The organism is Streptomyces sp. NPDC052079, from assembly GCF_040680275.1.
Lineage (GTDB): Bacteria > Actinomycetota > Actinomycetes > Streptomycetales > Streptomycetaceae > Streptomyces.
In genome coordinates, this window is record NZ_JBFAWL010000005.1 from 285,201 (window position 1) to 309,951 (window position 24,751).

A 24,751-nucleotide genomic window follows, 5' to 3' on the forward strand; every position below is an offset into this window, starting at 1 on the left:
GCCGCCCCCGCTGGTCCGGACGGCTGCCCTCGCCGGGCGGGACCGCCGCTCCCGCTGGGCGGGACCCTCCGCCCGCGCCGAGGCGCTGCTCCCGCCTGGCCGGACCGCTGCCCTCGTTGGGCCGGACGGCCGTCCCCGCTGGGCGGACGGCCGCTCCGGCTGACGGGATTCCCGCCGGGCCGAGGGGCTGCTTCCGCCGGGGGACCCCTCGTTGGGCGGGACGGCCGCCCCCGCCGGGCCGGACGGCTGCCCTCGCCGGGCGGGACCGCCGCCCCCGCCGGGCGGCTTCCCGCCGGGCCGACGCACTGCTCCCGCCGGGCCCAGGCACGGCTCCCGTCGGGCCGAGGCGCCGCTCCCGCCGGGGGGACCCCTCGTTGGGCGGGGCGGCTGCCCCTCGTCGGGCTGGCTGGGCCGGACGGCTGCCCTCGTCGGGCGGGACCCGCCCCCGCCGGGCCGGACGACGCCCTTACAGCCGTTCGCCCGCCACCTCGTCCTCGCCCGGGTCCGTTCCCGCGCGGCCCGACCGGGCTTTGCGCCGGCGCAGCCGGTCGAGGCGGGAGATGACGGGGGTGGCGGTCACCCCGTGCAGGACGACGGACGCCAGCACCGTGAAGGTCACCACCGCCCACAACTGGCGGGCCGGGACGTCGAAACCGGGAGAGCCGAGCGCGTGGGCCAGATAGAACAGCGAGCCGATGCCGCGGATCCCGAAGAAGGCGATCACCAGGCGCTCCCGGGGACCGGCGGGCGTACGGAGCTGGGCGACCCACCCGGCCAGCGGCCGGATCACGAACAGCAACAGCAACCCCACCAATGCACCCTGCCAGGTCAGCGGCCCCAGCCCGCCCTGGGCGACGAACACGCCGAGCAGGAACAGCAGGGCGGCGGTCAGCAGCCGCTCCACTTGCTCCACGAAGTCGTGCAGCACCATGTGGAAGCCGTGCGCCCGCTCCGCCGCGCGGATCCGGCAGGCGGTGACGAACACCGCGACGAAACCGTAGCCGTGCAGCAGTTCGGTCACCCCGTAGGCGAGGAACGTGGCGCCGATGGCGACGAAACCCTCCCGGTGCTCGGACAGCCGCATCGCCCGCCACCCCGCACGGAAGAACAGCCAGCCCAGCAGCGCGCCGACCGCGAGCCCGGCGGCCACGCCCACCGCGCACTTGTACAGCAGGTCCACCAGGGCCCAGTGGGCGATCCCGCCGCCCGTCACCCGCCCGCCCGCCGCGGCCGCGAGCGCGACGGCGGCCAGGACGAAGGGAAAGGCCAGCCCGTCGTTCAGCCCGGCCTCGCTGGTCAGCGTGAAGCGCACCTCGTCCTCGTCGTGCTCGGAATCCGTGGGCGCGCCCACCCGCACCTCCGAGGCGAGCACCGGATCGGTCGGCGCCAGCACCGCCGCCACCAGCAGGGCCGAAGCCGGCGCCCAGCCCAGCACACCCCAGGCGAGGAAGCCCACCGCGGCCATCGTCAGCGGCATGGTGACGCCCAGCTGCCGCCAGGTGGCCCGCCAGCTGCGCCAGCCGAAGGGCCGGTTCAGGGCGAGTCCGGCACCCATGAGGGAGGTGACCACACAGATCTCGGTGACATGCTCCACCCAGGCCCGGTCCGACACGGGATCCAGCTCGGGCATCGGCAACTGCAGCAGCTGGAGGATCACTCCGCAGACCAGGAACACCAGGGGCAGCGACAGAGGTACCCCGGCCAACAGGCGTGGCAGCACGGCCGCGAGGAGGGCGCCGGCACCAAGCAGGGTGTAGATCAGGTCAGGGGAAGTCACCGCTCACATGTGCCCGGACCCGGCCGTCGGCAAGCGGCCCGTTCGGCCGAAAAGCTCACTCCTCGGTGAGGGAGGGGGCTCCCGTGGAACGCTGCGGCCGGTGCGGACCGAGTGCGCTCCGAACTGCCCGTCCAAGAGGCGGCCGTGGTGCGGCCGGGGCGGGCCCGGCCGCGTACCGGACGGCCCGGGAGCCCGCCCTGGCCGCACGCCGCTTCGTGCGCGGTCATCCCGCCACCCCGGCCGGCGCGGCCCGGCACACCGTGGCACAGGCGGGCCGGCTGCGCGACCGCTGACCCCCGCGACGTACGCCGACGTCAGTACGCCGGGTTGCTCCCGCCGTCAGATGCCCGCGCCGCCCGGGCCCGGCACCGTGGGTCGCGTGAAACTCAGCCGCCCCGCACGCCGGGCCCACCTTGTCACCCATGTCGTCGCCTCTGCCGGCTGGCTCGGACTCACGGTCGGGCTGCTCGCACTCGGCATCACCGCGAACACCACCGGAGACCCGGCCATGGTGGAGGCGTCCGTGCGGGCCATGAAGCTCTTCGCCGACCGGCTCCTGCTGCCGATCGCCTTCCTGACGCTCCTCAGCGGGCTCATGCTGTCCCTCGGCACGCCCTGGGGTCTGGCCAGGCACCGCTGGGTCTGGACGAAGTTCTGGCTGACCCTGGCCACGACCACCGCCACGGCGTTCGCGCTGCGGCCGGGAGTGAGCGCGGCCGCGGAGGCCGCGTCCGCCGGGCACGCCCTGCCCGACGGCGGCGACGTCCTCATCGGGCCGGTCGTCTCCCTCACCGCCTATGTCTTCATGACGGTGATCTCGGTCGTCAAGCCCTGGGGTCTCACCCGCAGAGGCCGGCGCCTGCGGGCGGCCGCCCGGCGGCCGGCTCCCGACGAGCCCGCCCGCGTCTGAACACGGGCGGGCGCGCGGTCACCTCACAGGGTGCGCTCCAGCCGGTCCGCCATCAGCCGGACGAAGCGCGCCGGGTCCTTCGGCCGGCCGCCCTCCGCCAGCACGGCCAGCGAGTACAGCAGTTCGGCGGTGTCGGTGAGCTCCGAGCGGTCCTCGCGCTCCCCGTACGCCTCGTTGAGGCCCTTCACCAGCGCGTGATCCGGGTTGAGTTCGAGGATCCGCTTGGCGCGCGGCACCTCCTGGCCCATAGCCCGGTACATGTTCTCCAGCGCCGGCGTGAGAGCGTTCGCGTCGGCCACCAGGCACGCCGGGGACACCGTCAGCCGCGTCGACAGACGCACCTCCTTGACGTCCTCCTCCAGGCGCTCCCGCATCCAGCCCAGCAGACCCGCGTACGCCTCGGCCTGCGCCTCCCGGTCCTCCTCGCTCCGGTCGTCCTCACGGGCATCAAGGTCGATCTCGCCCTTGGCGATCGACCGCAGCCGCTTGCCCTCGTACTCGCCCACCGCGTCGACCCACACCTCGTCGACCGGGTCGGTGAGCAGCAGCACCTCGATGCCCCGCTCCCGGAACGCCTCCATGTGCGGGGAGCTGTCGATGCTCTCGCGCGACTCACCGGTGATGTAGTAGATGTCGTCCTGGCCGTCCGGCATCCGCTCCACGTACTGCGCCAGCGTGACCGTCCCGTCGTCCTCGCGCGTGGACGCGAACGACGTCACCGCGAGCAGGGCGTCACGGTTGTCGGCGTCGGTGACCAGCCCCTCCTTCAGCACGGCGCCGAACTCCCGCCAGAACGTGGCGTACCGCTCGGCGTCGTCGGTCATCATGCTCTTCACCGACGCCAGCACCTTCTTGGTCAGCCGGCGCTGCATCATCCGGATGTGCCGGTCCTGCTGGAGGATCTCGCGCGACACGTTCAGCGAGAGGTCCTGCGCGTCGACAACACCCTTGACGAAGCGCAGATACGACGGCAGCAGCGCCTCGCAGTCCTCCATGATGAAGACACGCTTCACATAGAGCTGCAGCCCGTGCCGGTAGTTCTGCTGGAACAGGTCGTGCGGGGCGTGCGACGGGAGGAACAGCAGGGCCTGGTACTCGAAGGTGCCCTCGGCCTGCAACTGGATGGTCTCCAGCGGTGCGCGCCAGTCGTGGCCGATGTGCTTGTACAGCTCGTGGTACTCCTCCTCGGACACCTCGTCGCGGGAACGCGCCCAGAGCGCCTTCATCGAGTTCAGCGTCTCCGGCTCCGCGGCCTCGCCGTCGTCCTTCGTCTCACCGACCAGCCGGATCGGCCAGGTGATGAAGTCCGAGTAGCGCTTGACGATCTCCTTGAGCTTCCACACCGAGGTGTAGTCGTGCAGCTGGTTGTCGGGGTCGGCCGGCTTGAGGTGCAGCGTGACCGAAGTGCCCTGCGGAGCGTCGTCGACCGTTTCCAGGGTGTACGTGCCCTCCCCGCGCGACGTCCAGCGGGTGCCCTGCCGCTCGCCCGCGTGCCGGGTCAGCAGGGTGACCTCGTCCGCGACCATGAAGCCCGAGTAGAAACCGACGCCGAACTGGCCGATCAGCCCCTCGGCCCCGGCCGTGTCCTGGGCCTCCCTCAGCTCGCGCAGGAACTCCGCGGTGCCCGAGTTGGCGATCGTGCCGATGAGCCGGCCCACCTCGTCGTACGACATGCCGATGCCGTTGTCCCGCACGGTGAGGGTCCGGGCGTCCTTGTCGATTTCCAGCTCGATGTGCAGGTCGGAGACGTCGGCGTCGAGCGTGTCGTCCCGCAGCGCGGCCAGACGTAGCTTGTCTAGCGCGTCGGAGGCGTTGGAGACGAGCTCACGGAGGAAGACGTCCTTGTTCGAGTAGACCGAGTGGATCATCAGCTGGAGCAGCTGACGGGCCTCTACCTGAAACTCAAACGTTTCGGTCGGCATGGTTCGCGATTACCTCATTGGTCCGTGAGAGCCGGATACTGACCGGCCCACTCTAGTGAAAATGAGAGAGCGTCACCCATCGGTGGCACCGGAGGCACCTTTCGGACGTGCGCGGACGGCTCCGGTGGCGGCCGCGTCCAGAACGGGCCGAGCTCCCGGCAGACCGTCGTCAGAGCGCGGAGGCTCGGCTCGACGCCGGAGATGAGGAGGCGTTCCACTGGCCGGCGCCGTCTCCCGTACGAAGGCGCTCAAACTGCTCTCCCGTGACTTCACCGTCCAGGCCGCGGCCGCCGACGTACTGAAGAACAACCGCCAGGACCGGCGGCGCACCCGCGACGCGGCCGGAGTGACTTCCGAGCCCGAATGCCCTCACCTCATGCTGGGCACCCGGAATGGGCCGAATTACCGTCGCTGCCCCCGGGCCCCGGCGGTACGGCACACGGCGAGGGCAAGGGGACCAGCGGTGACGGAGCGCATTGGAGCAGAGGAAGAGTTCCATATCGTGGACGTGGAGAGCGGACGGCTCGTGCCACGCGCCGGCACGCTGCTCGACAGGCTCGGCGGACCGGGCTTCCGCCGTGAACTGCAGCAGTCGGCCGTGGAGAGCAACAGCCGGGTCCACGACACGCTGGAGGCCCTCTTCGCGGACCTGTCCCGGACCCGCCGCCGGCTGGACGCGGTCGCCTCCTCCCTCGGCCTGGCCGTCGTCGCCGCCGGCACCGTTCCGCTGGCCCACGTCACCTCCCACCAGGTCACCGCCGACCCCCGCTTCCGGCGCATGGCCGACGACTACCGCCGGGTGGCCGACGAGCAGCTCATCTGCAGCGCCCAGGTGCACGTCGACGTACCCGACCGGGACACCGCCGTACGCGCCATGTGCCTGGTCTCGCCCTGGCTGCCGCCCCTGCTGGCCCTGACGGCCAGTTCCCCCTTCTGGCTCGGAGCCGACACCGGGTACGCCAGCTGGCGCACCATGCTCTGGCAGCGGTGGCCGACCGCGGGCCCCGTCGGCTGCTACCGGAGCGCCGCCGCGTACGACGCCGCCATGGCGGAGCTGATCGACTCCGGCGTCATCACCGACGCCGGGATGCTCTACCACGACGTACGGCCGTCAGCACACCAGCGCACGCTCGAACTGCGTATCTGCGACGCCTGCCCGCGCGCCGAGACCGTGGTGCTGGTCGCCGGACTGTTCCGGGCGCTGGTGCGCGACGCCCTCGACCGCCTGGAGCGCGGGGCGGAGCCGGAATGCGACGGACACCACGAGTGGCTGCGCGCCGCCAGCTGGCGCGCCGCGCGCTCGGGCCTCGAGGGCCGGCTCGTCGACCCGGCCACCCGCCGCGGCACCCCGGCACCCACGGTGCTGCGCGGCATGCTGCACCGGCTGCGCCCCGCCCTGGAGGCACACGGCGACTTCACCACCGTGCGCACGCTTCTCGACGAGGCCCTCGCGACGGGCAGCGCCGCACACCGGCTCCGCCGGTCCGCACGGGACGAGGACCTGCTCGCCGGCATCGACATGCTGGCCGCCGAGACCCGCGGCGACCGCCTCGCCCCCAGCACCGCCCGCCGCCGTCACCGACATCCGTCAGACCCGCCCGGTGCGGCCGAGGCCCCGACCCCGGCCCACGTCCCCTCGGCCACGACACCGGGCACGCCCGGCTGACCCGGACGTCGAACTGGCCGCCGCCTGCCCGCCCGAGCTGAAGCTCACGGACGGCGGCAAGGGCGTCCTCAAGGCCGCCGCCCGCCGGGTCCTGCCGCGCCAGGTCGTCGACCGGCCCAAGGGCTACTTCCCCGTCCCGGCGATCAAGCACATGGCCGGGCCCGTCCTCCAGCGCGTCCGCGAGACCCTGGCCGCCCCAGAGGCCAGGGCCCGCGGCGTCTTCCGCGAGGACCGCGTCGCCGCACTGCTCGACGCACCCAACGCCCACCGCACCAGTCGAGGAGCGAACACCCTGTGGCAGATGGCGCTGCTGGAGACCTGGCTGCAGACACACGGGATCCGCTGACCGGCATGGAGACCCGGACCGACGCCGCCACCCGGGAGCTGCCCTCCCCGGAGCCGCTGCCGCTCGCCGACACCTCCACGCCGTACGACGTGCCGCCCCCGGCCGTCCACAGTGGTCACGCGCATCGCCCCCACCGCCGACCCCGACGCCCCCGTGGTCGCCCTGTCCGGATCACAGCGTTACCCCGGCGTGTGGTGGCTGCCGCACGGACAACCCCTGCGCACCCCCTGGTCCTCAGGCGACGAGGACATCCTCCGGACGGGCCGCACACCCGTGCGACCTATGCCCATGAGCCCCGTGGCCCGCGACGGACTCACCCTCGGCGGCTGGTACTACCGGGCCCCGGGCCGCTCGCCCGGCGAACCGGCACCCTGCGTCCTGCACCTGCACGGCGGCCCCGGGGAACAGGAACGCCCGGTGCTCGAACCGCTCTACCTCGAACTCCTCGGCAGGGGACTGGATGTGTTCGCGCCCGACGTCCGCGGATCGTCCGGGTACGGGCGCACCTTCCGCGACGCGGACCTGGGCAGGGGACGCTTCGGCGCGATCAACGACGTCGCGGACTGCGCCGCGCACGTGATGGTGCGCGGCCTGGCGGACCCGGCGGATCGCCGTGATGGGCCGCTCCTACGGCGGCTATCTGGTGATGGCGTCGCTGGTGTGGCACCTCGACCTGTTCCGCACCGGTGTCGCGGTGTGCGGCATATCGGACTTCGCCACCTTCTTCGCCGGCACCGAACCCTGGATCGCGCAGTCCGCCGCCCACAAGTACGGGCACCCGGAACACGACCGGGAACTGCTGCGGGAACTGTCGCCGATGAGCCGCGTCGACGCGCTGCGGGCCCCGATCCTCGCCGTGCACGGGGAGCACGACACCAACGTGCCCCGGGCGAGTCCGAGCAGTTCGTCCGGGCCGCCGGGGAACGCGGGGTGGAGGCCGAACTGCTGCTGCTGCGCCACGAGGGCCACGACTTCCGCCGCGCCGACAACCGCCGTCTGTTCCGCCGGACCGCTGCCGACTGGATGGAGCGGCACCTGGCCGGCTGAGGTGTCGGAGGTACCTGTCACACTTCAGTGGCGTGCGGGGGAGCGATGCGGGTAGTCGCGCGGTGTGATCGGTGAGTGAAGGCGGACCGGATGGAACCAGGAGCTGTCGGCGAAGGGGACGCGGTGCCAGGGGCACTGGGGCGGCGGGCGTCCTACGCCCTGGACGACGAGGGTGCCTGGATCGCGCAGGCACGCCACCTCGCGGCCGCGTTCCTGAGCCGGGTGCGGGCGGAGGACGGCCTGCCGGTGTCCACGCGCGCCGTGGAGGTCACCCAGCTCGTGGTCAGCGAACTGGTCACCAACGCCCGGAAGTACGCGCCGGGCCCCGTCGGGCTGGACCTGCGGCTCGCCGACGACGCCGTCGAGGTCATCGTCCACGACGGCAACCCCGCGGCGCCGATGCCCCGGGACGCGGATCCCGGCCGGGTCGGCCAGCACGGACTCGAGATTGTCATGGCCGTCGCCCAGGCCCTGGACGTACGGCAGGAGCCGGCCGGCAAGAGCATCACGGCCCGCATCTCCCTCTTCGCCTGAGCCCCGCGGCGCGGCTGACCGCCCTCACCGCCCGCCCCGCCGCCGTCCCGCAGCAGCTGTTCCGTCCGGATGACCTTGTCGCACCCCCGGGCGGAGGCAGCCAGGGAAACCGGCCACGACACTTGGCGTCCTCAGCCGTACCGCTCGAGAAGGGTCCCGACGTACTCCTCCAGTCGGCCCGCGAGGACCGGGGCCGTGAGATCGGTGCGGCCCAGCTCCCGCCAGGGGACGGCGAACTTCTCCGCGTCCGGGGCGTAGGCCAGGGCATCGAGCAGCCGCCAGTAGAGGTGCGCTGCGGGATCCTCGGCCGTGCTCCCGCCCGCCGCGACATAACGGTCGGCGAAGGCCATCCCCTCGGCGACCCCGTGCAGCAGCGCGAGGGCCGTGGCGCAGTGGGCCACGTCCAGATCAGCGGGCCCCCAGGAGGTCTCCACCCAGTCGACGACCCCGCTGATCCGGAGCCCGGTGCCGCCGTCCGTGCCATCGTCGGCGAAGAGCACGTTGCCGGGGTGGAAGTCCCGGTGCAGGAAGCACGCCCGGTGGTCCGGCGGCTCCCGGCGGATGACGTCGACGGCGTGCCGCCACAGTTCCGGCCGCCGGGTGTCCTCGGGCGGGCGCACCCGCTCGGGAGCGGTCCACGCCTGGTAGGCGCGGGGCCGGGTCCGCGCGGTGACCTCGACGCGGTGGACCCGCAGCAGCTGGCGGGCGAGCAGTTCGGCACGTTCCCCGGCGCCCTCGTCATCCACCCGGACCGTCCCGGACAGCAGGGACATCAGCAGGGAGGGGTGGTCGCAGTGCCGCGCCGTCGCGTCCACCGCGACAAGCGCGGCGGCGGGCACATCGGTCCCCCCGAGCAGGGACAGCACCGCCGCCTCCCGGCCCAGCAGCCCCTCCGCATGCCGCACGAAGAACGGCTCGACGAACGAGCGCAGCACCAGCGAACGCCGCTTCCCGGGCCCGCGGATATCCAGCCGGCGTATCTGCGAAGTCCAGCCCCCGCGCAGCGGCACCACCTCCTCGATGCGCTCGCCCGCCGACAGTTGCTTCTCCACCCAGGTCCGCGTGTCGCTCAGCATGCGGGCAGATTAGCCAGCCCGCCGTCCGCCGGTGCGGGCGCGGCCGGAACAATGGTGTGCGCGGCGGGGTTCTCACTGAAGAACGTCGCAGGACATCTGGGAGAAGGGCGAGACGAGATGACGAGGACCGAGGAGAGGGCGCTGCTCGCGGGCGGCTGTTTCTGGGGCATGCAGGAGCTCATCCGCACGTTCCCGGGCGTGCTGACGACGCGGGTCGGGTACAGCGGCGGTGACGTGCCCAACGCCACCTACCGCAACCACGGCACCCACGCCGAGTCGATCGAGATCACCTACGACCCGGCCGTCACCGACTACCGCACGATCCTGGAGTACTTCTTCCAGATCCACGACCCGACCACGAGGAACCGGCAGGGCAACGACATCGGCATGAGCTACCGCTCCGCGATCTTTTACCTCGACGACGAGCAGAAGCGCATCGCCGAGGACACGATCGCCGATGTCAACGCGTCCGGGCTGTGGCCGGGCGAGGTGGTGACCGAGGTCGCGCCGGCCGGGCCCTTCTGGGAGGCGGAGCCGGAGCACCAGGACTACCTCCAGCGCTACCCGGACGGCTACACCTGCCACTTCGTCCGCCCCGGCTGGCGGCTGCCCAAGCGCGCCCAGGCCTGACAACCGCCCGCGATAACCTGGCCGGATGGACGGGGAGCGGAGCGTCGGTGAGTGAGCGTCGGGAACGCGACTGGACGGACATGACGCCCGGGGACTTCGACTGCGAGGCCCCGCTGTGCCTCAACGTGGGCACCGGTCCCGTCGTGGTGCCGGCCGAGCCGGACGAGTACGGCACCGAGCCGCTGTTCGGCGAGGAGACCCCGGCACGTCGCCCCGGCCCGCGCCGCGCCCCGCGCCGGAACGCCCCTGCCGAGCAGGGGCAGTTGTTCTGACTCCGGCGCGGGACGGATGCCGTCACCCTCAGGGGAAGCGATCGGGGTCGTGCGCACCGTCGGCCGCGACCCGATCACCCCTCGTTGAAGGGTTCAGCCGAGGGCCTTGACCGCCTGGTAGTACGTCCACGCGGTGCTGTTGCAGGCGGTCTTCGTGGCCCCGCCGTAGCCGGCGCAGACGCGTTTGAGGTCTTCGTAGAAGGCGCTGTCGAGCCGTCCCTTGTTGGCGCTGAAGGAGCCCGCGGCCTTGTAGTTGCGGTAGCCGAAGTCATGGCGGGCGCAAGCGGTCGAGAACGGGAAACCGAACGGGTTGTCGGGGGACGAGGAGCAGTAGTCGGTGGACCAGTCGAACTGGTAGGCGGCCCAGGCCGATTGGTTGGCCCGGGCGGCGACCCAGGAGTTGTGGCTCGACGAGCTGGTCTGCGTCCAGCTCGCCAGGACCTGGGGCTTGTCGGCGGGTACGGCGTCGGCGGCGGTGGCGGTACCCAGGACACTGACGAGGGCCAGAGTCGGGGCGGCGAGTGCGGTGGCGAGTCTTCGGTGCATCCCACACCTCCACGAGACTGCGGCCCGACCACCGGGCCGCAGGTTCATGACAAGTACATGCCCATCGGCGTGGGTGGTTTACACCGCAACTACCGCGCTCAACCCGGCCCGGAGCCGCCGGTTGAGGGATGAAATCCTTTTCAGGCGCAAGGTAGAGTGGAGTCCTACACGGTGAAAGGTGCGTACACAGGTGGTGACGATCCATGACGTGGCGCGAGCCGCGGGAGTATCCCCGGCCACGGTCTCGCGCGTCTTCAACGGCGGCAATGTCACACCGGCACGCGTCCAGTCCGTACAGGAGGCGGCCGCGGCGCTCGGCTTCGCGCCCAACCGGGTCGCCCGGTCGCTGCGCAAGCAGCGGTCCAGCGTGATCGCCCTGATCATCCCGGACATCGAGAACCCGTTCTTCACCTCCCTCGCCCGGGGGGTTGAGGACGCCGCCCAGCGCACCAGCCTGTCGGTCGTCCTGTGCAACTCGGACGAGGACACCGACAAGGAGCGGCGCTACCTCGAGGTCGCCCTCGGTGAGCAGATGGCCGGCGTGATCGTGGCGGCGGCCTCCCGGGAGGAGACGGACCTCGGACCGCTGACCGCACGGAAGGTGCCCGTGGTCGCGGTCGACCGGCGGCCCCGCGACGCCGAGGTGGACGCCGTGAGCGTGGACGACCGGCACGGCGGCGAGGTGGCCACGCGCCATCTGCTCCAGGCCGGCTACCGCAGGATCGCCTGCATCACCGGCCCCGCCGGCGCCTCGACCTCCGAAGAGCGTCTGGCGGGCTACCGCGCCGCGCTGAACTCCGCACCCGATGACACCGTCGCGTCCGGGGAGACGTATGTCCGGCACGCCGACTTCCGGGTCGACGGCGGCCGCACCGCGATGCGCGAACTGCTGGCCCTGCCCGAACCGCCGGACGCGGTGTTCGTCGCCAACAACCTCATGACCATCGGTGTCCTGGACGCTCTCGGGGAGGTCGGCCGCACGCCGCCGGACGTCGGCGTCCTGTCCTTCGGCGACGTCCCCTGGGCCTCCCTGGTCCGGCCCTCCCTGACCGCCGTAGAACTGCCCTCCTACGAACTCGGCCGCACCGCCGCCGAACTGCTTCTCCAGCGCATGGAGGGCAACAACACCTCCCCGCTCCAGACGGTGGTGCTGCGCACCACCCTGCAGATCCGGGAGAGCACGGCCGGCCCGCGCGGAGTCTGACCCCTGCACAAACGGCGCCGCCCCGGTCCTTGACCGGGGCGGCGCTCACGTGTACTACCGGGACTACTTCAGCCCGGACGTCTTGACGGACTCCACGATCTGCCGCTGGAAGATGAAGAACAGGATCAGCATCGGGAGCGCGGCGATCGTCGCCGCCGCCAGGATGTAGTTCCAGTTGGAGCTGTACTGCGACTGGAACGAGGCGATGCCGAGCTGGACCACCGTCAGGTCCTGGTCGCTGGTGACGACCAGGGGCCAGACGAAGGCGTTCCAGTTGGCCAGGAAGAAGAAGATGGCCAGTGCCGAGAGGATCGGCCGGGACATCGGCAGCACGATGCTCCAGTACACCTGCCAGTGACCGCAGCCGTCGATCACCGCGGCCTCCTCGAGTTCCTTCGGCAGCCCCAGATAGAACTGGCGCAGCAGGAAGATGCCGAAGGCGTTGAAGATCGACGGGATGATCAGACCGGCGTAGCTGTCCAGCATGCCGAGCTCGCGCACGACCAGGAACAGCGGGATCAGCACCACGGGCGCCGTCACCAGGAGGGTCGCGAAGATCGCGCCGAACAGCTTGTCGCGGCCCGGGAAGCGGAGCCGGGCCAGCGCGTATGCGGCCATCGAGTGGAAGAACAGCGCCACCACGGTGATCACCGCGGAGATGAAGAAGCTGTTCCACAGATAACGGGCGAACGGCACCTCCGTGAAGACGTACACGAAGTTGTCGAAGGTGAAGTCCGTGGGGATCAGCTTGCCGTCGGTGACGGTCTCCCGCGTCTTGAAGGACGACGTGAGCATCCACAGCACGGGCAGGACGCTGATCAGTGTCACGACGACGGCGAGAACCGTCAGTCCCGTGCGGGAGGAGAACGGACCGCGCCGGCCGGCCGGTGTGGTGGTGACCTGAGTCGCCATGGTGTCACTCGCCATCGTCGAACCTCCCGCCCCTGGTGAACTTGAAGATGACCGCGGAGACGACGACCATGATCAGCACCAGGAATCCGCCGGCCGCCGGGCCGAACACCGTCTACACCGTGGCCAGCGGCGACCTCCGCCCCGCCGCCAACACCACCTGCTGGCCAACCCAGGAGAAGCTGGAGAACGACCTCGCGGCCGCCCTCGCCGACCTCGGCTGGACGGTCCGCCGCGGCCACCCCGTCGACGAGTCCAAGGGCCACGGCTTCATCGACAGCCAGCGCGCCGGCATCGAGGTCTTCAAGACCCTGCCCAGGAACGCCCCGCTGATCGTCGTGGAGGCCGTCTGGCAGTACAGCCACCACGTCCTCGCCGGCCTGCGCGACCACGAGGGCCCGATCCTGGTCGTCGCCAACTGGAGCGGCGAATTCCCGGGCCTGGTCGGCCTGCTGAACCTGGCCGGCAGCCTCACCAAGGCCGGCCGCGACTACTCGGTCCTGTGGAGCCCCGACTTCACCGACACCTGGGCCCGCGACGGACTGCGCACCTGGCTGGAGACGGGCGAACTCACCCACGACAGCAGCCACGTACGCCCCCTCCCGCCGCTGCCGAAGGACGCGGAGACCGAACTCGGCACCGCCCTCGCCCGGCAACTCCGCGAGGAGAAGGCGATCATCGGCGTCTTCGACGAGGGCTGCATGGGCATGTACAACGCCATCATCGACGACGAACTCCTCAACCCCCTCGGCATCTACAAGGAACGCCTCTCGCAGAGCGCCCTCGTCGCCGAGATGAACAAGGTCTCCGACGACGAGGCCCAAGCCGTCCGCGCCTGGCTGGACGACGTCGGTATGACGTTCCACACCGGCACCGACGAGGCCACCGAACTCACCGACGCCCAGCTGCTCAGCCAGTTCAAGATGTACATAGCCGCGCTGCGCATCTCCGACGACTTCGGGCTCGACGCGGTCGGCATCCAGTACCAGCAGGGTCTGACGGACACCGTCCCGGCCAGCGATCTCGCCGAGGGCCTGCTGAACAACGCGCAGCGTCCGCCCGTACGCAGCCGCGACGGCGCCCGGGAGTTGTACCCGGGCGCGCCCCTGCCGCACTTCAACGAGGTCGACGAGGGCGTCGCCGTCGACTCCCTCGTCACCAACCGGATCTGGACGGCGATGGGCCTGGACCCGGCCACCACGCTGCACGACATCCGCTGGGGCGAGGAGTACGAGGGCCGGTTCGTCTGGGTCTTCGAGATCTCCGGCTCGGTGCCCGCCTCCCACAACGGCGGCTACGACAAGTCGTACAGCATGCGCCAGCCCCCGATGTTCTTCCCCCTCGGCGGCGGCACCCTCAGCGGTGTCTCCAAGCCCGGCGAAATCGTCTGGTCGCGCGTGTTCCTGATGGACGGCCGGCTCCACGTCGACCTCGGCCGGGCGAGCGCCGTCGAGCTGCCGGAGGAGGAGACGCGGCGCAGGCTCGACGCCACCAACCACCAGTGGCCGATCATGCACGCGGTCCTGCACGGCGTCACCCGCGACCAGTTCATGGCCCGCCACCGCGCCAACCACCTCAACGTCGCCTACGCCCCCGACGCGGAAACCGCCGACAAGGCACTGCGCGCCAAGGCCGCGCTCTTCGCCGAACTGGGCGTCGAGGCCCACCTGTGCGGAGACGTGCCGCTGTAATACACGTCCGCCCGCCGCCCGTAACCGCGGCGGGCGGACCACCGAACGAATCCCCACGAGCGCATCCGCCGGTCCCGAGCAAATACGCCCCATCCGAAGCGAGTTGATGTGCGAGACTGATGATCAACAGCGACCGTGAACCAGCCGTGGGACGGAGCCCCTCATGTCGGTGAACACCCCCGAACCTCCGCAGATCGACACCAGCAAGGCGCATCCGGCACGGGTCTACGACTGGTTGCTGGGCGGCAAGGACAACTATCCGGTGGACGAGGCGGTGGGGGAGAAGCTGCCGCGCGAGGCGCACATCGGGGCCCGGCAGAACCGTCAGTTCATGAACCGGGCCGCGGCCTGGCTCGCGGGCCAGGGCATCGACCAGTTCCTCGACATAGGCACGGGCATCCCCACCGAGCCGAACCTGCACCAGATCGTCCAGGGCGTGGTCCCCCACGCGAAGGTCGTCTACACGGACAACGACCCGATCGTGCTGCGGCACGCCGAGGCGCTGCTGGTCAGCAGCCCGGAAGGCGTCACCGACTACATCCAGGCCGATGTCCGCCGCCCCGGGGAGATCATCGAGCACGCGCGCAGGGTGCTCGACTTCGACCGCCCGATCGCCCTGTCCCTGATCGCGCTCATGCACTTCATCCCTGACGACCAGGATGCCCACGGCATCGTCGGCGAGCTGCTCTCCGCGCTCCCGTCCGGAAGCTACCTGGTGCTGTCGCACGCCTCGTCCGACCGTCTGCCGGAGCTGGCCGAGCAGGTCACCGCCGAGTACGCCAGGGCGGGCATCCGCCTGGGTTTCCGCACCCGCGAGGGCGTCGCCCGCTTCTTCGAGGGCCTGGACCTGGTCGAGCCCGGTCTGGTGACGGCAACGGAGTGGTTCCGGTCGACTCCCGCGCCGGAGCCCGAGGAGAGCGCCATCTACGCCGGGGTGGCCCGTCTGGGCTGACAACGCCCGCGCCACCACCCCCACCGAACGGCCGACCCAACGGGCGCCCGCGGTCCTGGGACGCAGCCCCCTGCTCCCGACCGCGGGCGCGGCGCAGCCCACACACGACCACCTGTACGGGCCCGATCGCGCCGTGCTACTGTCGATCTCGGTTGTAGCCGTGGTAATCGAAAAAGCCGCAGGGTCGGCAGAACCGCCCCTACGCCATACCGACGTCTACGTCGCAACTGGGGTCGGCACCAGACGGTGCGGGCTCCGGTTCGTTGTTTTCTCAGGGGTCTCGTCTCATGAACCGGGTGAACCGGGCGGCACAGCCGACGTGACCACTTCATTTTCCGGCTCGTTCTTGCAATTCCCTGCGTTGTACCACTGCGGCGGACATTCCTTGATACGTGCCACATCAAGGAAGGTTCCACTTGACACAGGCACGCGCCAACAATCGAACGGCCCGCGTCCGCTCCGGCGCTCAGGGAATCGCTAAGGGCGGTGGCCGCAGGGGCGCCCCAGCCGATCGCGTCGGTGCGCCGCGGCGTTCCAAGGGCTCCGCGAGCCGCCGCACCCCGGTGACGGGGGAGTTCGCCCTCCCGGTGACCACCACCCCCGCGCTTCCCGTCGTGGAGGCCTTCGACGAACTCGCCCTGCCGGGGGAGATCCTGGCCACCCTCGGCCGGGAAGGCGTCACCGTACCGTTCCCCATCCAGGCGGCCACCCTGCCGAACTCCCTGGCCGGCCGTGATGTGCTCGGCCGGGGCCGTACCGGTTCGGGCAAGACCCTCGCCTTCGGCCTGGCGCTGCTGGCCCGCACCGCGGGCCGTCGCGCCGAGCCCCGGCGTCCGCTCGCCCTCGTTCTCGTTCCCACCCGCGAGCTGGCAGGCCAGGTCACCGACGCGCTGACGCCGTACGCCCGCTCGGTGCGGCTGCGGCTGGCGACCGTGGTCGGCGGGCTGTCCATCGGCAAGCAGGCCAGTGCCCTGCGGGCCGGCGCGGAGGTCGTCGTCGCGACGCCCGGGCGGCTCAAGGATCTCATCGACCGTGGGGACTGCGTCCTGGACGAGGTCACCGTGACCGTCCTCGACGAGGCCGACCAGATGGCCGACATGGGCTTCCTGCCGCAGGTCACCAAGCTGCTGGACCAGGTGCGGGCCGACGGACAGCGGCTGCTTTTCTCGGCCACGCTCGACCGAAACGTCGACCAGCTCGTACGGCGCTACCTCACCGACCCCGTGGTCCACTCCGTCGACCCGTCCGCCGGCGCGGTCACGACGATGGAACACCACGTGCTCCACATCGACGACACGGACAAGCGTCGTACGACGACCGAGATCGCGGCGCGGGACGGCCGGGTGATCATGTTCCTGGACACCAAGCACGCGGTGGACCGGCTGACCAAGCACCTGCTGAACAACGGCGTGCGCGCGGCGGCCCTGCACGGCGGCAAGTCGCAGCCCCAGCGCACCCGGACCCTCACCCAGTTCAAGGACGGGGCGGTGACGGTGCTGGTCGCGACGAACGTCGCGGCGCGGGGCATCCACGTCGACAATCTCGACCTGGTCGTCAACGTCGATCCGCCCAGCGACCCCAAGGACTATCTGCACCGCGGCGGACGCACCGCCCGCGCCGGCGAGTCCGGCAGCGTCATCACCCTGGTGACCCGCGACCAGCGGCGCGACATCAGCCGGCTGATGGCACAGGCGGGCATCACCCCGCGCATCACCGAGGTGCGGTCGGGTGACGCGGAGCTGAGCCGCATCACGGGCGCCCAGGCCCCCTCGGGCGTTCCGGTGGTCATCGCGGCGCCGGTCGTGGAACGCCCCCGTCGTGCCGCCTCCTCGTCCCGTGGCCGGGGCCGCAACTCCCGGGGCCGCGCGAAGCAGGGGCGCGACGCGCAGACCTCCACCGCGGAGGGCGGTACCGCACAGCGCGGCCGCACCTCCGGGGAGCGGCCCGCACAGGACCGCTCCCCGGAGGTGCGGCGCTCCGGTGAGGCACCGCGCCGCAGGCCTCGGTCGAAGCCCGCGACGGACCGCGCCGCCTAGGCACGGCATCGCGGCTCCTCACCGCCCGCACAGCGGCGTGACGGGAACGAGCAGGACGCAGGACGTGGACCCTTCGGCAACCGCCGAAGGGTCCACGGGCTAGCGTCCTCCCATGAACGTTTCCCCTGCTCCCGGCCGCCCTTCCGCGTCCCCGGGCGGCGATGACGCGACCGGAGCCGCGGCATGACGCCGGTGGAGATGCTCGGCGTCTTCGCGGCGGGCGTCGGCGCGGGTGCCATCAACGCGGTCGTCGGTTCGGGAACCCTGGTCACCTTCCCCGTCCTGCTCGCGACCGGCCTGTCACCCCTCACCGCGACGGTCTCCAACGCCCTCGGCCTGATCCCCGGCGCCATCAGCGGAGCCATCGGCTACCGGCGCGAGCTGGCCGGCCAGGCCCGCCGCGTTCGCCGGCTCGGCGTCGGCTCGGCCCTGGGCGGGATCGCCGGCGCCACGCTTCTGCTGACCCTGCCCGTAGAGGCGTTCGAAACCATCGTGCCGATCCTGGTGGGGCTCGCCTTGGTCCTCGTCGCACTGCAGCCCTTGATCAGCAGGAAGATGCGCGACCGTCGCCGGCCGCAGGGACGCCCCGCCCGGCGGGACGGCGGATGGCCGCTGTTCACCGGCCTCACCCTGGCCAGTGTCTACGGCGGCTACTTCGCCGCCGCCCAGGGCATCATCTACATGTCGCTGATGGGCCTGGTCCTCGACGAGCCCCTGCAACGCCTCAACGCCGTCAAGAACGTGCTCGTCGCGATCGTCAACACGGTCGCCGCGACCTTCTTCCTCTTCGTCGCCGAATTCGACTGGACGGCCGTCGCGCTCATCGCGGCGGGCTCCGCCCTGGGCGGCCAGCTCGGGGCCATGACGGGCCGCAGGTTCAGCCCCGTGGTGCTGCGTTCCCTCATCGTGGTAATCGGATCCGTCGCCCTCGTCCAGTTGCTGCTCCGCTGACCGGGCCGGTCGTAGGCGCCGCCCGGGATGCTTGTCGTGCACCTTGCAGTGCAAGGCCGGTTCTGGTTCCTTCAAGTTAGGAAACTTTCCTAATCAGGTTCCCGGGACGGAGCCCCCCATGACACCGGCACGTCTCCAGCTACGCCCAGCCGCGGCCGCCGCAGCCGCCGCGGCCCTCGCCAGTGCCCTCCTCCTCACCCTGACCACCGCCCCCGCGGCACCCGCCGCGCCCGCCCCGCCCGCACCCGACGGCGCGGACGCCGTCACCGCGCGGACCCGAGCGGCGGACGCCCGGCTCACGGCACAGATCACCCGTACGACGGCGTGGCACACGGGATACCTCGTCGACGTATCGATCACCAACGGCGGCGACATCCCGGCGGACGGCTGGACCGTCGAGTTCGACCTGCCCGCCGGAACGACGGTCCGCAGCCACTGGTCCGCCACCAAGACTCAGCAGGGACAGCACTTCCGCTTCACCAACGTCTCCTACAACGCCACCGTCGCCCCCGGCGGTCGGCAGGGCTTCGGCTTCATCGCCGTCGGCACCGGACTGCCCAAGAACTGCACCATCAACGGCCTGCCCTGCGAAGGAGGCCCCACCGCACCGACCGACCCGCCCACCGACCCATCGGCGTCCGGCACCCCGGTGGACGTCAACGGACAGCTCGAGGTGTGCGGCACCAAGCTCTGCAACGAGCACGGCAACCCGGTGCAGCTGCGCGGCATGAGCACCCACGGCACCCAGTGGTACCCCCAGTGCCTGACCGACGGATCGCTCGACGCCCTGGCCGAGGACTGGAGGGCGGACGTCCTGCGCGTCTCCACCTATGTGCAGGAGGGCGGCTACGAGACCGATCCCGCGCACTTCACCGCCCTGGCCGACTCCCTGATCGAGCAGGCGAGCGAGCGTGGCATGTACGTGATCGTGGACTGGCACATCCTCGACCCCGGCGACCCGATGGCCAACCTGCACCATGCGCGGAAGTTCTTCACCGACATCGCCCAGCGCAACAAGGGCCGCGAGAACATCCTCTACGAGATCGCGAACGAGCCCAACGGCGTGAGCTGGTCGCGGATCAAGAGCTACGCGGAGCGGATCATCCCGGTGATCCGCGACATCGACGCCGACGCCCCCGTCCTGGTCGGCACCCGCGCCTGGTCCTCGCTCGGCGTCTCGGCGGGGGCCGACGAGTCGGAGGTCGTGAACAACCCGGTCAACGCCTCCAACATCATGTACACCTTCCACTTCTACGCCGGCTCGCACCGGGGCGCGTACCTGGCGGCCCTCGCGCGCGCCGCGGACCGCATCCCCCTGTTCGTCACCGAGTTCGGCACGCAGAACTACGCCGGTGAAGGCGCCAACGACTTCGGCATGTCCCAGCGCTACCTGGACCTGATGGCGGACAAGAAGATCAGCTGGGTCAACTGGAACTTCTCCGACGACCACCGTTCCGGCGCCGTCTTCCACCCCGGCACCTGCGCGGACAACGGCCCCTGGATCGGCACGTCCTCGCTGAAGCCCGCCGGCGTCTGGATCCGCGACCGCATCAGGACCCCGGACAGCTTCGCCACCGACTGAGGCGTCACGCGGCGCACGCCCCGCCCGCCGGCGGACCCGCTCGTGCTCCTCAGGGCAGGATCGAGTCGACGTAGCCTCCGTCCACCCGCAGCGCCCCTCCGGTCGTGGCGGAGGCCTGGTCGGAACTGAGGTAGACGACCATGTTGGCGATCTCCTCCGGCTCGATCAGCCGCTGCAGCAGCGACTGCGGGCGGTGCTCGCGCATGAAGACGCGCTGCGCCTCGTCCCAGGGGAGGTCCCGGTCCACCAGTTCGTAGACGAAGTCCTCCACCCCGCGGGTGTGGGTGGGCCCGGCGACGACCGAGTTCACCGTCACCCCCGTGCCGGCGGCCTGCTTGGCGAACCCCCGGCTCACGGCGAGCAGCGCGGTCTTGGACATCCCGTAGTGGATCATCTCGGCGGGCGTGACGATCGCCGAGTCGCTGGCGATGTACTGCACGCGCCCCCAGCCGCGCTCGGTCATCCCCGGCAGGAACAGCCGCGTCAGCCGGACGGCGGCCAGGACGTTGACCTCGAAGTAGCGGCGCCACTCCGCATCGGTGATCTCCAGCGGGTCGGCGGCGCCGAAGATACCGAGGTTGTTGACGAGGATGTCAACCCGCGACAGCGTCTCGGCGACCTTCTCCGCGCCGGCCTCGGTGGTCACGTCCGCGGCGACCGGCACCACATCGGCGCCGGGCACCTCCCGCTCGACGGCGGCGCCGGCCTCCCGTACACGGTCGGCGGAGCGCCCGTTCACGGCGACCCGGGCGCCCGACCGCGCGAGCCCGGTCACGATCGCCGCACCGATGCCCTGGGTGGAACCGGTGACCAGCGCTGTACGGCCCTTCAGATCGATCTGCACGTCGTGCGTCCCCTCTGCCTGGATGCGTCGGGCCGCGCGCCCGCGAACCGGTTGCCCGCGGCACGGTACCCGTCCGGGCCCGCCGTTGCCCTGGAATTTACTGGTCGAAACACCGCAAATCCCCCGGGAGGCATACGATTCTGCTAGGACACGGCTCCGCGGGGCAGACGGCACCCTGACGGCAGAGCGCAGCGCACATCGAGACGGGAGACCACGTGACGGCCGAGCACTCGGACACGCCGCGAGGCGGTATGGAAGCCGACGCGGCGCCATCGGACACGACCGGAAACGATCTGCTCCATGGCCTGGAGGTGGACGACCGGCGTCCGGAGCGGCCCGTGCTCCTCGACGGGGACGGCAACCCGATCGAGACCTGGCGGGAGAACCACCCCTACGACCGGAAGATCCGCCGGGGGGAGTACGAGCGGACCAAGCGTGTCCTGCAGATCGAGCTGCTGAAGATGCAGCGGTGGGTGAAGGACACCGGTCAGCGGATCGTGGTCGTCTGCGAGGGGAGGGACGCGGCGGGCAAGGGTGGCACCATCCAGCGGTTCACGGAACGGCTGAACCCCCGCGGCGCCCGCGTCGTGGCCCTGGAGAAGCCGACCGAGCGCGAGGCCGGGCAGTGGTACTTCCAGCGCTACGTCGGCCATCTGCCCGGCCGCGGCGAGATCGTCTTCTTCGACCGCTCCTGGTACAACCGCGCCGGAGTCGAGCGGGTCATGGGTTTCTGCACCGATGAGGAGTATCACAAGTTCCTCGAACAGACGCCGATGTTCGAACGGCTGCTCACCGACGACGGCATCGTGCTGGTGAAGTTCTGGTTTTCCGTCTCCCGGGCCGAGCAGCGGACCCGGTTCGCGATCCGCCAGGTCGATCCGGTGCGGCGCTGGAAACTGTCGCCGATGGACCTCGCCTCCCTCGACCTCTGGGACGACTACACCCAGGCCAAGGTCGAGATGTTCCGGGCCACGGACACGCCCCACGCGCCGTGGACGGTCGTGAAGAACAACGACAAGCGCCGGGGCCGGCTGGAGGCCATGCGCAGCCTCCTCGACCGCTGCGACTACCCGGCCAAGGACCACGGGGCGCTGGGCAAGCCGGACCCGCTGATCGTCGGCGCGGCGGACACTCTGCTGGAGCCCGGGGAGGAACCCGAGGTCCTCTCACCGACCCCCCTGGCAGGCCCCGGCCACGGACCCGGCAGCCACCCGGGAAACTGACCCGGCCACCGCACCGGCAGTGACACCTCGCCGAAACCCCACACCTCCGCGCGGGGAGGTGTGCGGCGCAACGAGGCCTGACAGCCGCTGAGTTGAGTGAATCCGGAACCAGAAGCTCCCAAACCATTGACAGGTCCATACCAGGACGGGACGCTCTGAGAGCGCTCTCAGAACACTTCCCGGCCACTGTTGAACGGAGAAGGAGCATGCTGCGCACACTCAAACGCCGGTGCCTGGCGGCGGGGCTGAGCATCGCCACGGTGCTCGGCGGCTCGCTGCTCGCCGCCGGAGTGCCGTCCCCCGCCCAGGCCGCGGTCCCCGACACCATCCCCATGACGATCACCAACAACTCGGGCCGCGGCGACCAGGTGTACGTCTACAACCTCGGCACCCAGCTGTCGACCGGCCGGCAGGGCTGGGCCGACGCGAACGGCACGTTCCACCCCTGGCCCGCGGGCGGCAACCCGCCCACGCCCGCCCCCGACGCCTCGATACCGGGCCCGGCCGCGGGGCAGACCATGACCATCCGCGTCCCGAAGTCCTCCGGCCGCATCTACTTCTCCTATGGGCAGAAGATGGTGTTCAAGCTGACCACCGGCGGACTGGTGCAGCCCGCCGTGCAGAACCCGACGGACCCCAACCGGAACATCCTGTTCAACTGGTCGGAGTACACGCTCAACAACGACGGCCTGTGGCTCAACAGCACCCAGGTCGACATGTTCTCGGCGCCCTACTCGGTGGGAGTGCAGCGGGGCGACGGCAGCACGGCGACCGCCGGGCGGCTCAAGCCCGGTGGCTACAACGGGGTGTTCAACGCCCTGAGGGCACAGCCGGGAGGCTGGGCCAACCTGATCCAGACCCGGTCCGACGGCACCGTGCTGCGCGCTCTGTCCCCGCTGTACGGGGTGGAGACGGGCGCCCTGCCGGCGTCGATCCTCGACGACTACGTCAACCGTGTCTGGCAGAAGTACTCCGGCTCCACAATCACCGTCACGCCCTTCGGTGACCGGCCCGACGTCAAGTACTTCGGACGGGTCTCCGGCGGCGTCATGAACTTCACCAACGGCTCGGGCGCCGTCGTCACCAGCTTCCAGAAACCGGACGCCTCCTCCATCTTCGGCTGCCACCGCAAGCTCGACGCGCCGAACGACCAGGTGCGCGGACCGATCTCGCGCACCCTGTGCGCGGCATTCCACCGCACGACGCTCCTCACCAACCCCAACCAGCCCGACTCCAGCGCGGCCGGCTTCTACCAGGACCCCGTCACCAACCACTACTCGCGGATCATCCACGCGCACATGGCGGACGGGAAGGCTTACGGCTTCGCCTTCGACGACGTCGGTCACCACGAGTCGCTCGTCCACGACGGCAACCCGCGCCAGGCGTCCCTGACGCTCGACCCGTTCAACTGACCGCACCCGTACGGCGGAGGACACGGCACCGGTGGCGGCCACGCGGCACGGGCGCCGCCACCGGTGACGGCCCCGGATCCCGGTGATCACATGGCCGGGGCGCGCCCCTTAAGGTGCCTGCATGTCTGCCACGCTGAATACGGGACGAACCCGTGCCGCACTGCGCACTTCGGCGCGCGTCTCCGTCGAACTGCTGCTGGTCCTGGTGGCTGCCGTGGTCGTGGTGTGGGCACTGGGCCGGATGTGGTCGGTGGTCTGGCCCCTCGTGGTCGGTCTGCTCCTCACCACGCTCACGTGGCCCCCGGCCCGCTTGCTGCGCCGGCGCGGCATGCCGCCGGCGCTCGCCGCCTCCCTGGTGACCGTGCTGTTCCTGCTGGTGGCCGCGGGCACCGTGGCACTGATCGCGGTGCCGGTCGCGGCGGAGTCCCGCGAGCTGGGCGACGGCGTCGTCGCAGGCGTCGAGAGGCTGCGCGACTGGGCCGCCGGACCGCCGCTGAACATCGACGACGCACAGATCGAGGAGGCCCTGGACGCCGCGACCGCCCGTCTGAAGGACAGCGCCGGGTCCATCGCCACCACCGCCGTCACGGGCGTGAGCACCGTCGTCAACGGTGTGGTCACAGCCGTCCTGGCGCTCTTCCTGATGTTCTTCTTCCTCAAGGACGGCCCGCGCTTCCTGCCCTGGCTGAGCCGCCAGCTCCCCGGCCGGCTCGCCACCGACGTTCCCGTCGTGGCCGAGCGGTGCTGGCTCACCTTGGGCTCGTTCGTGCGGTCGCAGGCGCTCGTCGGCCTGATCGACGCCGTACTGATCGGCCTGGGCCTGTGGATCCTCGGCGTCCCGCTGGTGCTCCCGCTGGCGGTGCTGACCTTCGTGTCCGCGTTCGTGCCCATCATCGGCGCCGTGTTCGCCGGACTGGTCGCGGTACTGATCGCGCTGGTCTCCAACGGGCTGACGGACGCGCTGCTCGTGCTGGCGATCATCGTCGTGGTGCAGCAGCTCGAGGGCAACGTGTTCCAGCCCATGATCCAGAGCCGCGGGCTCGGCTTGCACGCGGCGGTCGTGCTGCTGGCGGTCACCCTGGGCGGCAGCCTGGCCGGCATCGTCGGCAGCCTGCTCGCCGTACCCGTCGCCGCCCTGATCGCGGTGGTCTGGAACTATCTGCGCGAGCAGCTCACCGACCCGCCACGGGAACCCGAGGCCGGGGGCACCCCCACCTGACC

Annotated in this window: 20 protein-coding genes and 2 pseudogenes; 16 read left to right on the forward strand and 6 right to left on the reverse strand. The window is 71.1% G+C overall.

Annotation, left to right across the window (positions count from 1 at the left end):
* Positions 1–466: 466 nt before the first annotated feature.
* Positions 467–1,777 (reverse strand): cation:proton antiporter, encoded by a 1,311-nt coding sequence (locus tag AB0L56_RS12205; RefSeq protein WP_365421993.1) that lies wholly within the window; start codon positions 1,775–1,777, stop codon positions 467–469.
* A gap of 379 nt (positions 1,778–2,156) precedes the next feature.
* Here AB0L56_RS12205 and AB0L56_RS12210 point away from each other — a divergent pair, with 379 nt between their 5' ends.
* The gene (locus AB0L56_RS12210) at positions 2,157–2,687 is read left to right on the forward strand and encodes a DUF2269 domain-containing protein (protein WP_361025469.1); all 531 of its coding nucleotides are present in this window, start codon (positions 2,157–2,159) and stop codon (positions 2,685–2,687) included.
* Between the two features lie 23 nt (positions 2,688–2,710).
* On the opposite strand, the gene htpG is transcribed toward AB0L56_RS12210, so the two are convergent.
* Positions 2,711–4,609, reverse strand: a complete 1,899-nt coding sequence (gene htpG, locus AB0L56_RS12215; RefSeq protein ID WP_365421996.1) for a molecular chaperone HtpG — start codon at positions 4,607–4,609, stop codon at positions 2,711–2,713.
* A gap of 463 nt (positions 4,610–5,072) precedes the next feature.
* Here htpG and AB0L56_RS12220 point away from each other — a divergent pair, with 463 nt between their 5' ends.
* The 4 genes and pseudogenes from AB0L56_RS12220 (at position 5,073) to AB0L56_RS12235 (ending at position 8,202) form a co-directional block, all read left to right on the forward strand.
* The gene (locus AB0L56_RS12220) at positions 5,073–6,275 is read left to right on the forward strand and encodes a glutamate--cysteine ligase (RefSeq protein ID WP_365421999.1); all 1,203 of its coding nucleotides are present in this window, start codon (positions 5,073–5,075) and stop codon (positions 6,273–6,275) included.
* 7 nt (positions 6,276–6,282) lie between these two features.
* Positions 6,283–6,621: pseudogene (locus tag AB0L56_RS12225) on the forward strand (asparagine synthase-related protein); the annotation flags it as partial.
* A gap of 111 nt (positions 6,622–6,732) precedes the next feature.
* Positions 6,733–7,668: pseudogene (locus AB0L56_RS12230) on the forward strand (prolyl oligopeptidase family serine peptidase); the annotation flags it as partial.
* Positions 7,669–7,758: 90 nt separating this feature from the next.
* Positions 7,759–8,202 carry an ATP-binding protein gene (locus AB0L56_RS12235; RefSeq protein WP_361025480.1) on the forward strand — a complete coding sequence of 148 codons (444 nt, stop codon included), beginning with the start codon at positions 7,759–7,761 and terminating at the stop codon, positions 8,200–8,202.
* Positions 8,203–8,333: 131 nt separating this feature from the next.
* Here AB0L56_RS12235 and AB0L56_RS12240 read toward each other — a convergent pair whose 3' ends face one another.
* A complete protein-coding gene (locus tag AB0L56_RS12240) occupies positions 8,334–9,278 on the reverse strand; it encodes a phosphotransferase (RefSeq protein ID WP_365422003.1) in 945 nt (314 codons plus the stop codon).
* A 117-nt stretch (positions 9,279–9,395) separates the two neighbouring features.
* Between AB0L56_RS12240 and msrA the strand changes: the two genes are divergently transcribed.
* A complete protein-coding gene (gene msrA, locus AB0L56_RS12245) occupies positions 9,396–9,908 on the forward strand; it encodes a peptide-methionine (S)-S-oxide reductase MsrA (RefSeq protein WP_361025486.1) in 513 nt (170 codons plus the stop codon).
* A 47-nt stretch (positions 9,909–9,955) separates the two neighbouring features.
* Positions 9,956–10,180, forward strand: coding sequence for a hypothetical protein (locus AB0L56_RS12250; protein WP_365422006.1), 225 nt, complete (start codon positions 9,956–9,958; stop codon positions 10,178–10,180).
* A 93-nt stretch (positions 10,181–10,273) separates the two neighbouring features.
* Here the strand turns inward: AB0L56_RS12250 and AB0L56_RS12255 are convergent, their stop codons facing one another.
* Positions 10,274–10,726, reverse strand: coding sequence for a phospholipase (locus tag AB0L56_RS12255; RefSeq protein ID WP_365422009.1), 453 nt, complete (start codon positions 10,724–10,726; stop codon positions 10,274–10,276).
* Positions 10,727–10,916: 190 nt separating this feature from the next.
* Between AB0L56_RS12255 and AB0L56_RS12260 the strand changes: the two genes are divergently transcribed.
* Positions 10,917–11,930 (forward strand): LacI family DNA-binding transcriptional regulator, encoded by a 1,014-nt coding sequence (locus AB0L56_RS12260; RefSeq protein ID WP_365422011.1) that lies wholly within the window; start codon positions 10,917–10,919, stop codon positions 11,928–11,930.
* Between the two features lie 63 nt (positions 11,931–11,993).
* Here the strand turns inward: AB0L56_RS12260 and AB0L56_RS12265 are convergent, their stop codons facing one another.
* Complete coding sequence (locus AB0L56_RS12265) at positions 11,994–12,857, reverse strand: carbohydrate ABC transporter permease (protein WP_365422014.1); 864 nt, start codon at positions 12,855–12,857, stop codon at positions 11,994–11,996.
* A 53-nt stretch (positions 12,858–12,910) separates the two neighbouring features.
* Here AB0L56_RS12265 and AB0L56_RS12270 point away from each other — a divergent pair, with 53 nt between their 5' ends.
* The 5 genes from AB0L56_RS12270 to AB0L56_RS12290 all read left to right on the forward strand — a co-directional run bounded on the left by AB0L56_RS12270 (position 12,911) and on the right by AB0L56_RS12290 (position 20,051).
* Positions 12,911–14,530 carry a fucose isomerase gene (locus AB0L56_RS12270; RefSeq protein WP_365422017.1) on the forward strand — a complete coding sequence of 540 codons (1,620 nt, stop codon included), beginning with the start codon at positions 12,911–12,913 and terminating at the stop codon, positions 14,528–14,530.
* Between the two features lie 163 nt (positions 14,531–14,693).
* Entirely contained in the window at positions 14,694–15,482 is a 789-nt protein-coding gene (locus AB0L56_RS12275) for an SAM-dependent methyltransferase (RefSeq protein ID WP_365422020.1), read from the forward strand.
* 416 nt (positions 15,483–15,898) lie between these two features.
* Entirely contained in the window at positions 15,899–17,518 is a 1,620-nt protein-coding gene (locus AB0L56_RS12280; protein WP_365422023.1) for a DEAD/DEAH box helicase, read from the forward strand.
* 183 nt (positions 17,519–17,701) lie between these two features.
* Positions 17,702–18,469, forward strand: coding sequence for a sulfite exporter TauE/SafE family protein (locus AB0L56_RS12285; protein ID WP_365422026.1), 768 nt, complete (start codon positions 17,702–17,704; stop codon positions 18,467–18,469).
* Positions 18,470–18,587: 118 nt separating this feature from the next.
* Entirely contained in the window at positions 18,588–20,051 is a 1,464-nt protein-coding gene (locus tag AB0L56_RS12290; protein ID WP_365422029.1) for a cellulase family glycosylhydrolase, read from the forward strand.
* Between the two features lie 49 nt (positions 20,052–20,100).
* On the opposite strand, the gene AB0L56_RS12295 is transcribed toward AB0L56_RS12290, so the two are convergent.
* Positions 20,101–20,895, reverse strand: a complete 795-nt coding sequence (locus tag AB0L56_RS12295) for an SDR family oxidoreductase (RefSeq protein ID WP_365422032.1) — start codon at positions 20,893–20,895, stop codon at positions 20,101–20,103.
* Positions 20,896–21,146: 251 nt separating this feature from the next.
* Between AB0L56_RS12295 and ppk2 the strand changes: the two genes are divergently transcribed.
* From ppk2 to AB0L56_RS12310, 3 genes are all read left to right on the forward strand, one after another.
* Positions 21,147–22,118: a polyphosphate kinase 2 gene (ppk2, locus tag AB0L56_RS12300; RefSeq protein WP_365422107.1), complete on the forward strand. Its 972-nt coding sequence runs from the start codon at positions 21,147–21,149 to the stop codon at positions 22,116–22,118.
* Positions 22,119–22,324: 206 nt separating this feature from the next.
* A complete protein-coding gene (locus tag AB0L56_RS12305; protein ID WP_365422035.1) occupies positions 22,325–23,530 on the forward strand; it encodes a glycoside hydrolase family 64 protein in 1,206 nt (401 codons plus the stop codon).
* Between the two features lie 121 nt (positions 23,531–23,651).
* Positions 23,652–24,749, forward strand: a complete 1,098-nt coding sequence (locus AB0L56_RS12310; protein WP_361025512.1) for an AI-2E family transporter — start codon at positions 23,652–23,654, stop codon at positions 24,747–24,749.
* The last annotated feature ends 2 nt before the right edge of the window (positions 24,750–24,751 follow it).

What these genes read in the sequence shown, in the direction of transcription:
- htpG (WP_365421996.1), bottom strand. Translation starts at nt 4,609, where the DNA reads ATGCCGACCGAAACGTTTGAGTTTCAGGTAGAGGCCCGTCAGCTGCTC.
- AB0L56_RS12235 (WP_361025480.1), top strand. Translation starts at nt 7,759, where the DNA reads ATGGAACCAGGAGCTGTCGGCGAAGGGGACGCGGTGCCAGGGGCACTG.
- AB0L56_RS12240 (WP_365422003.1), bottom strand. Translation starts at nt 9,278, where the DNA reads ATGCTGAGCGACACGCGGACCTGGGTGGAGAAGCAACTGTCGGCGGGC.
- msrA (WP_361025486.1), top strand. Translation starts at nt 9,396, where the DNA reads ATGACGAGGACCGAGGAGAGGGCGCTGCTCGCGGGCGGCTGTTTCTGG.
- AB0L56_RS12255 (WP_365422009.1), bottom strand. Translation starts at nt 10,726, where the DNA reads ATGCACCGAAGACTCGCCACCGCACTCGCCGCCCCGACTCTGGCCCTC.
- AB0L56_RS12265 (WP_365422014.1), bottom strand. Translation starts at nt 12,857, where the DNA reads ATGGCGAGTGACACCATGGCGACTCAGGTCACCACCACACCGGCCGGC.
- AB0L56_RS12270 (WP_365422017.1), top strand. Translation starts at nt 12,911, where the DNA reads ATGATCAGCACCAGGAATCCGCCGGCCGCCGGGCCGAACACCGTCTAC.
- AB0L56_RS12275 (WP_365422020.1), top strand. Translation starts at nt 14,694, where the DNA reads ATGTCGGTGAACACCCCCGAACCTCCGCAGATCGACACCAGCAAGGCG.
- AB0L56_RS12285 (WP_365422026.1), top strand. Translation starts at nt 17,702, where the DNA reads ATGACGCCGGTGGAGATGCTCGGCGTCTTCGCGGCGGGCGTCGGCGCG.
- AB0L56_RS12290 (WP_365422029.1), top strand. Translation starts at nt 18,588, where the DNA reads ATGACACCGGCACGTCTCCAGCTACGCCCAGCCGCGGCCGCCGCAGCC.
- ppk2 (WP_365422107.1), top strand. Translation starts at nt 21,147, where the DNA reads ATGGAAGCCGACGCGGCGCCATCGGACACGACCGGAAACGATCTGCTC.
- AB0L56_RS12305 (WP_365422035.1), top strand. Translation starts at nt 22,325, where the DNA reads ATGCTGCGCACACTCAAACGCCGGTGCCTGGCGGCGGGGCTGAGCATC.
- AB0L56_RS12310 (WP_361025512.1), top strand. Translation starts at nt 23,652, where the DNA reads ATGTCTGCCACGCTGAATACGGGACGAACCCGTGCCGCACTGCGCACT.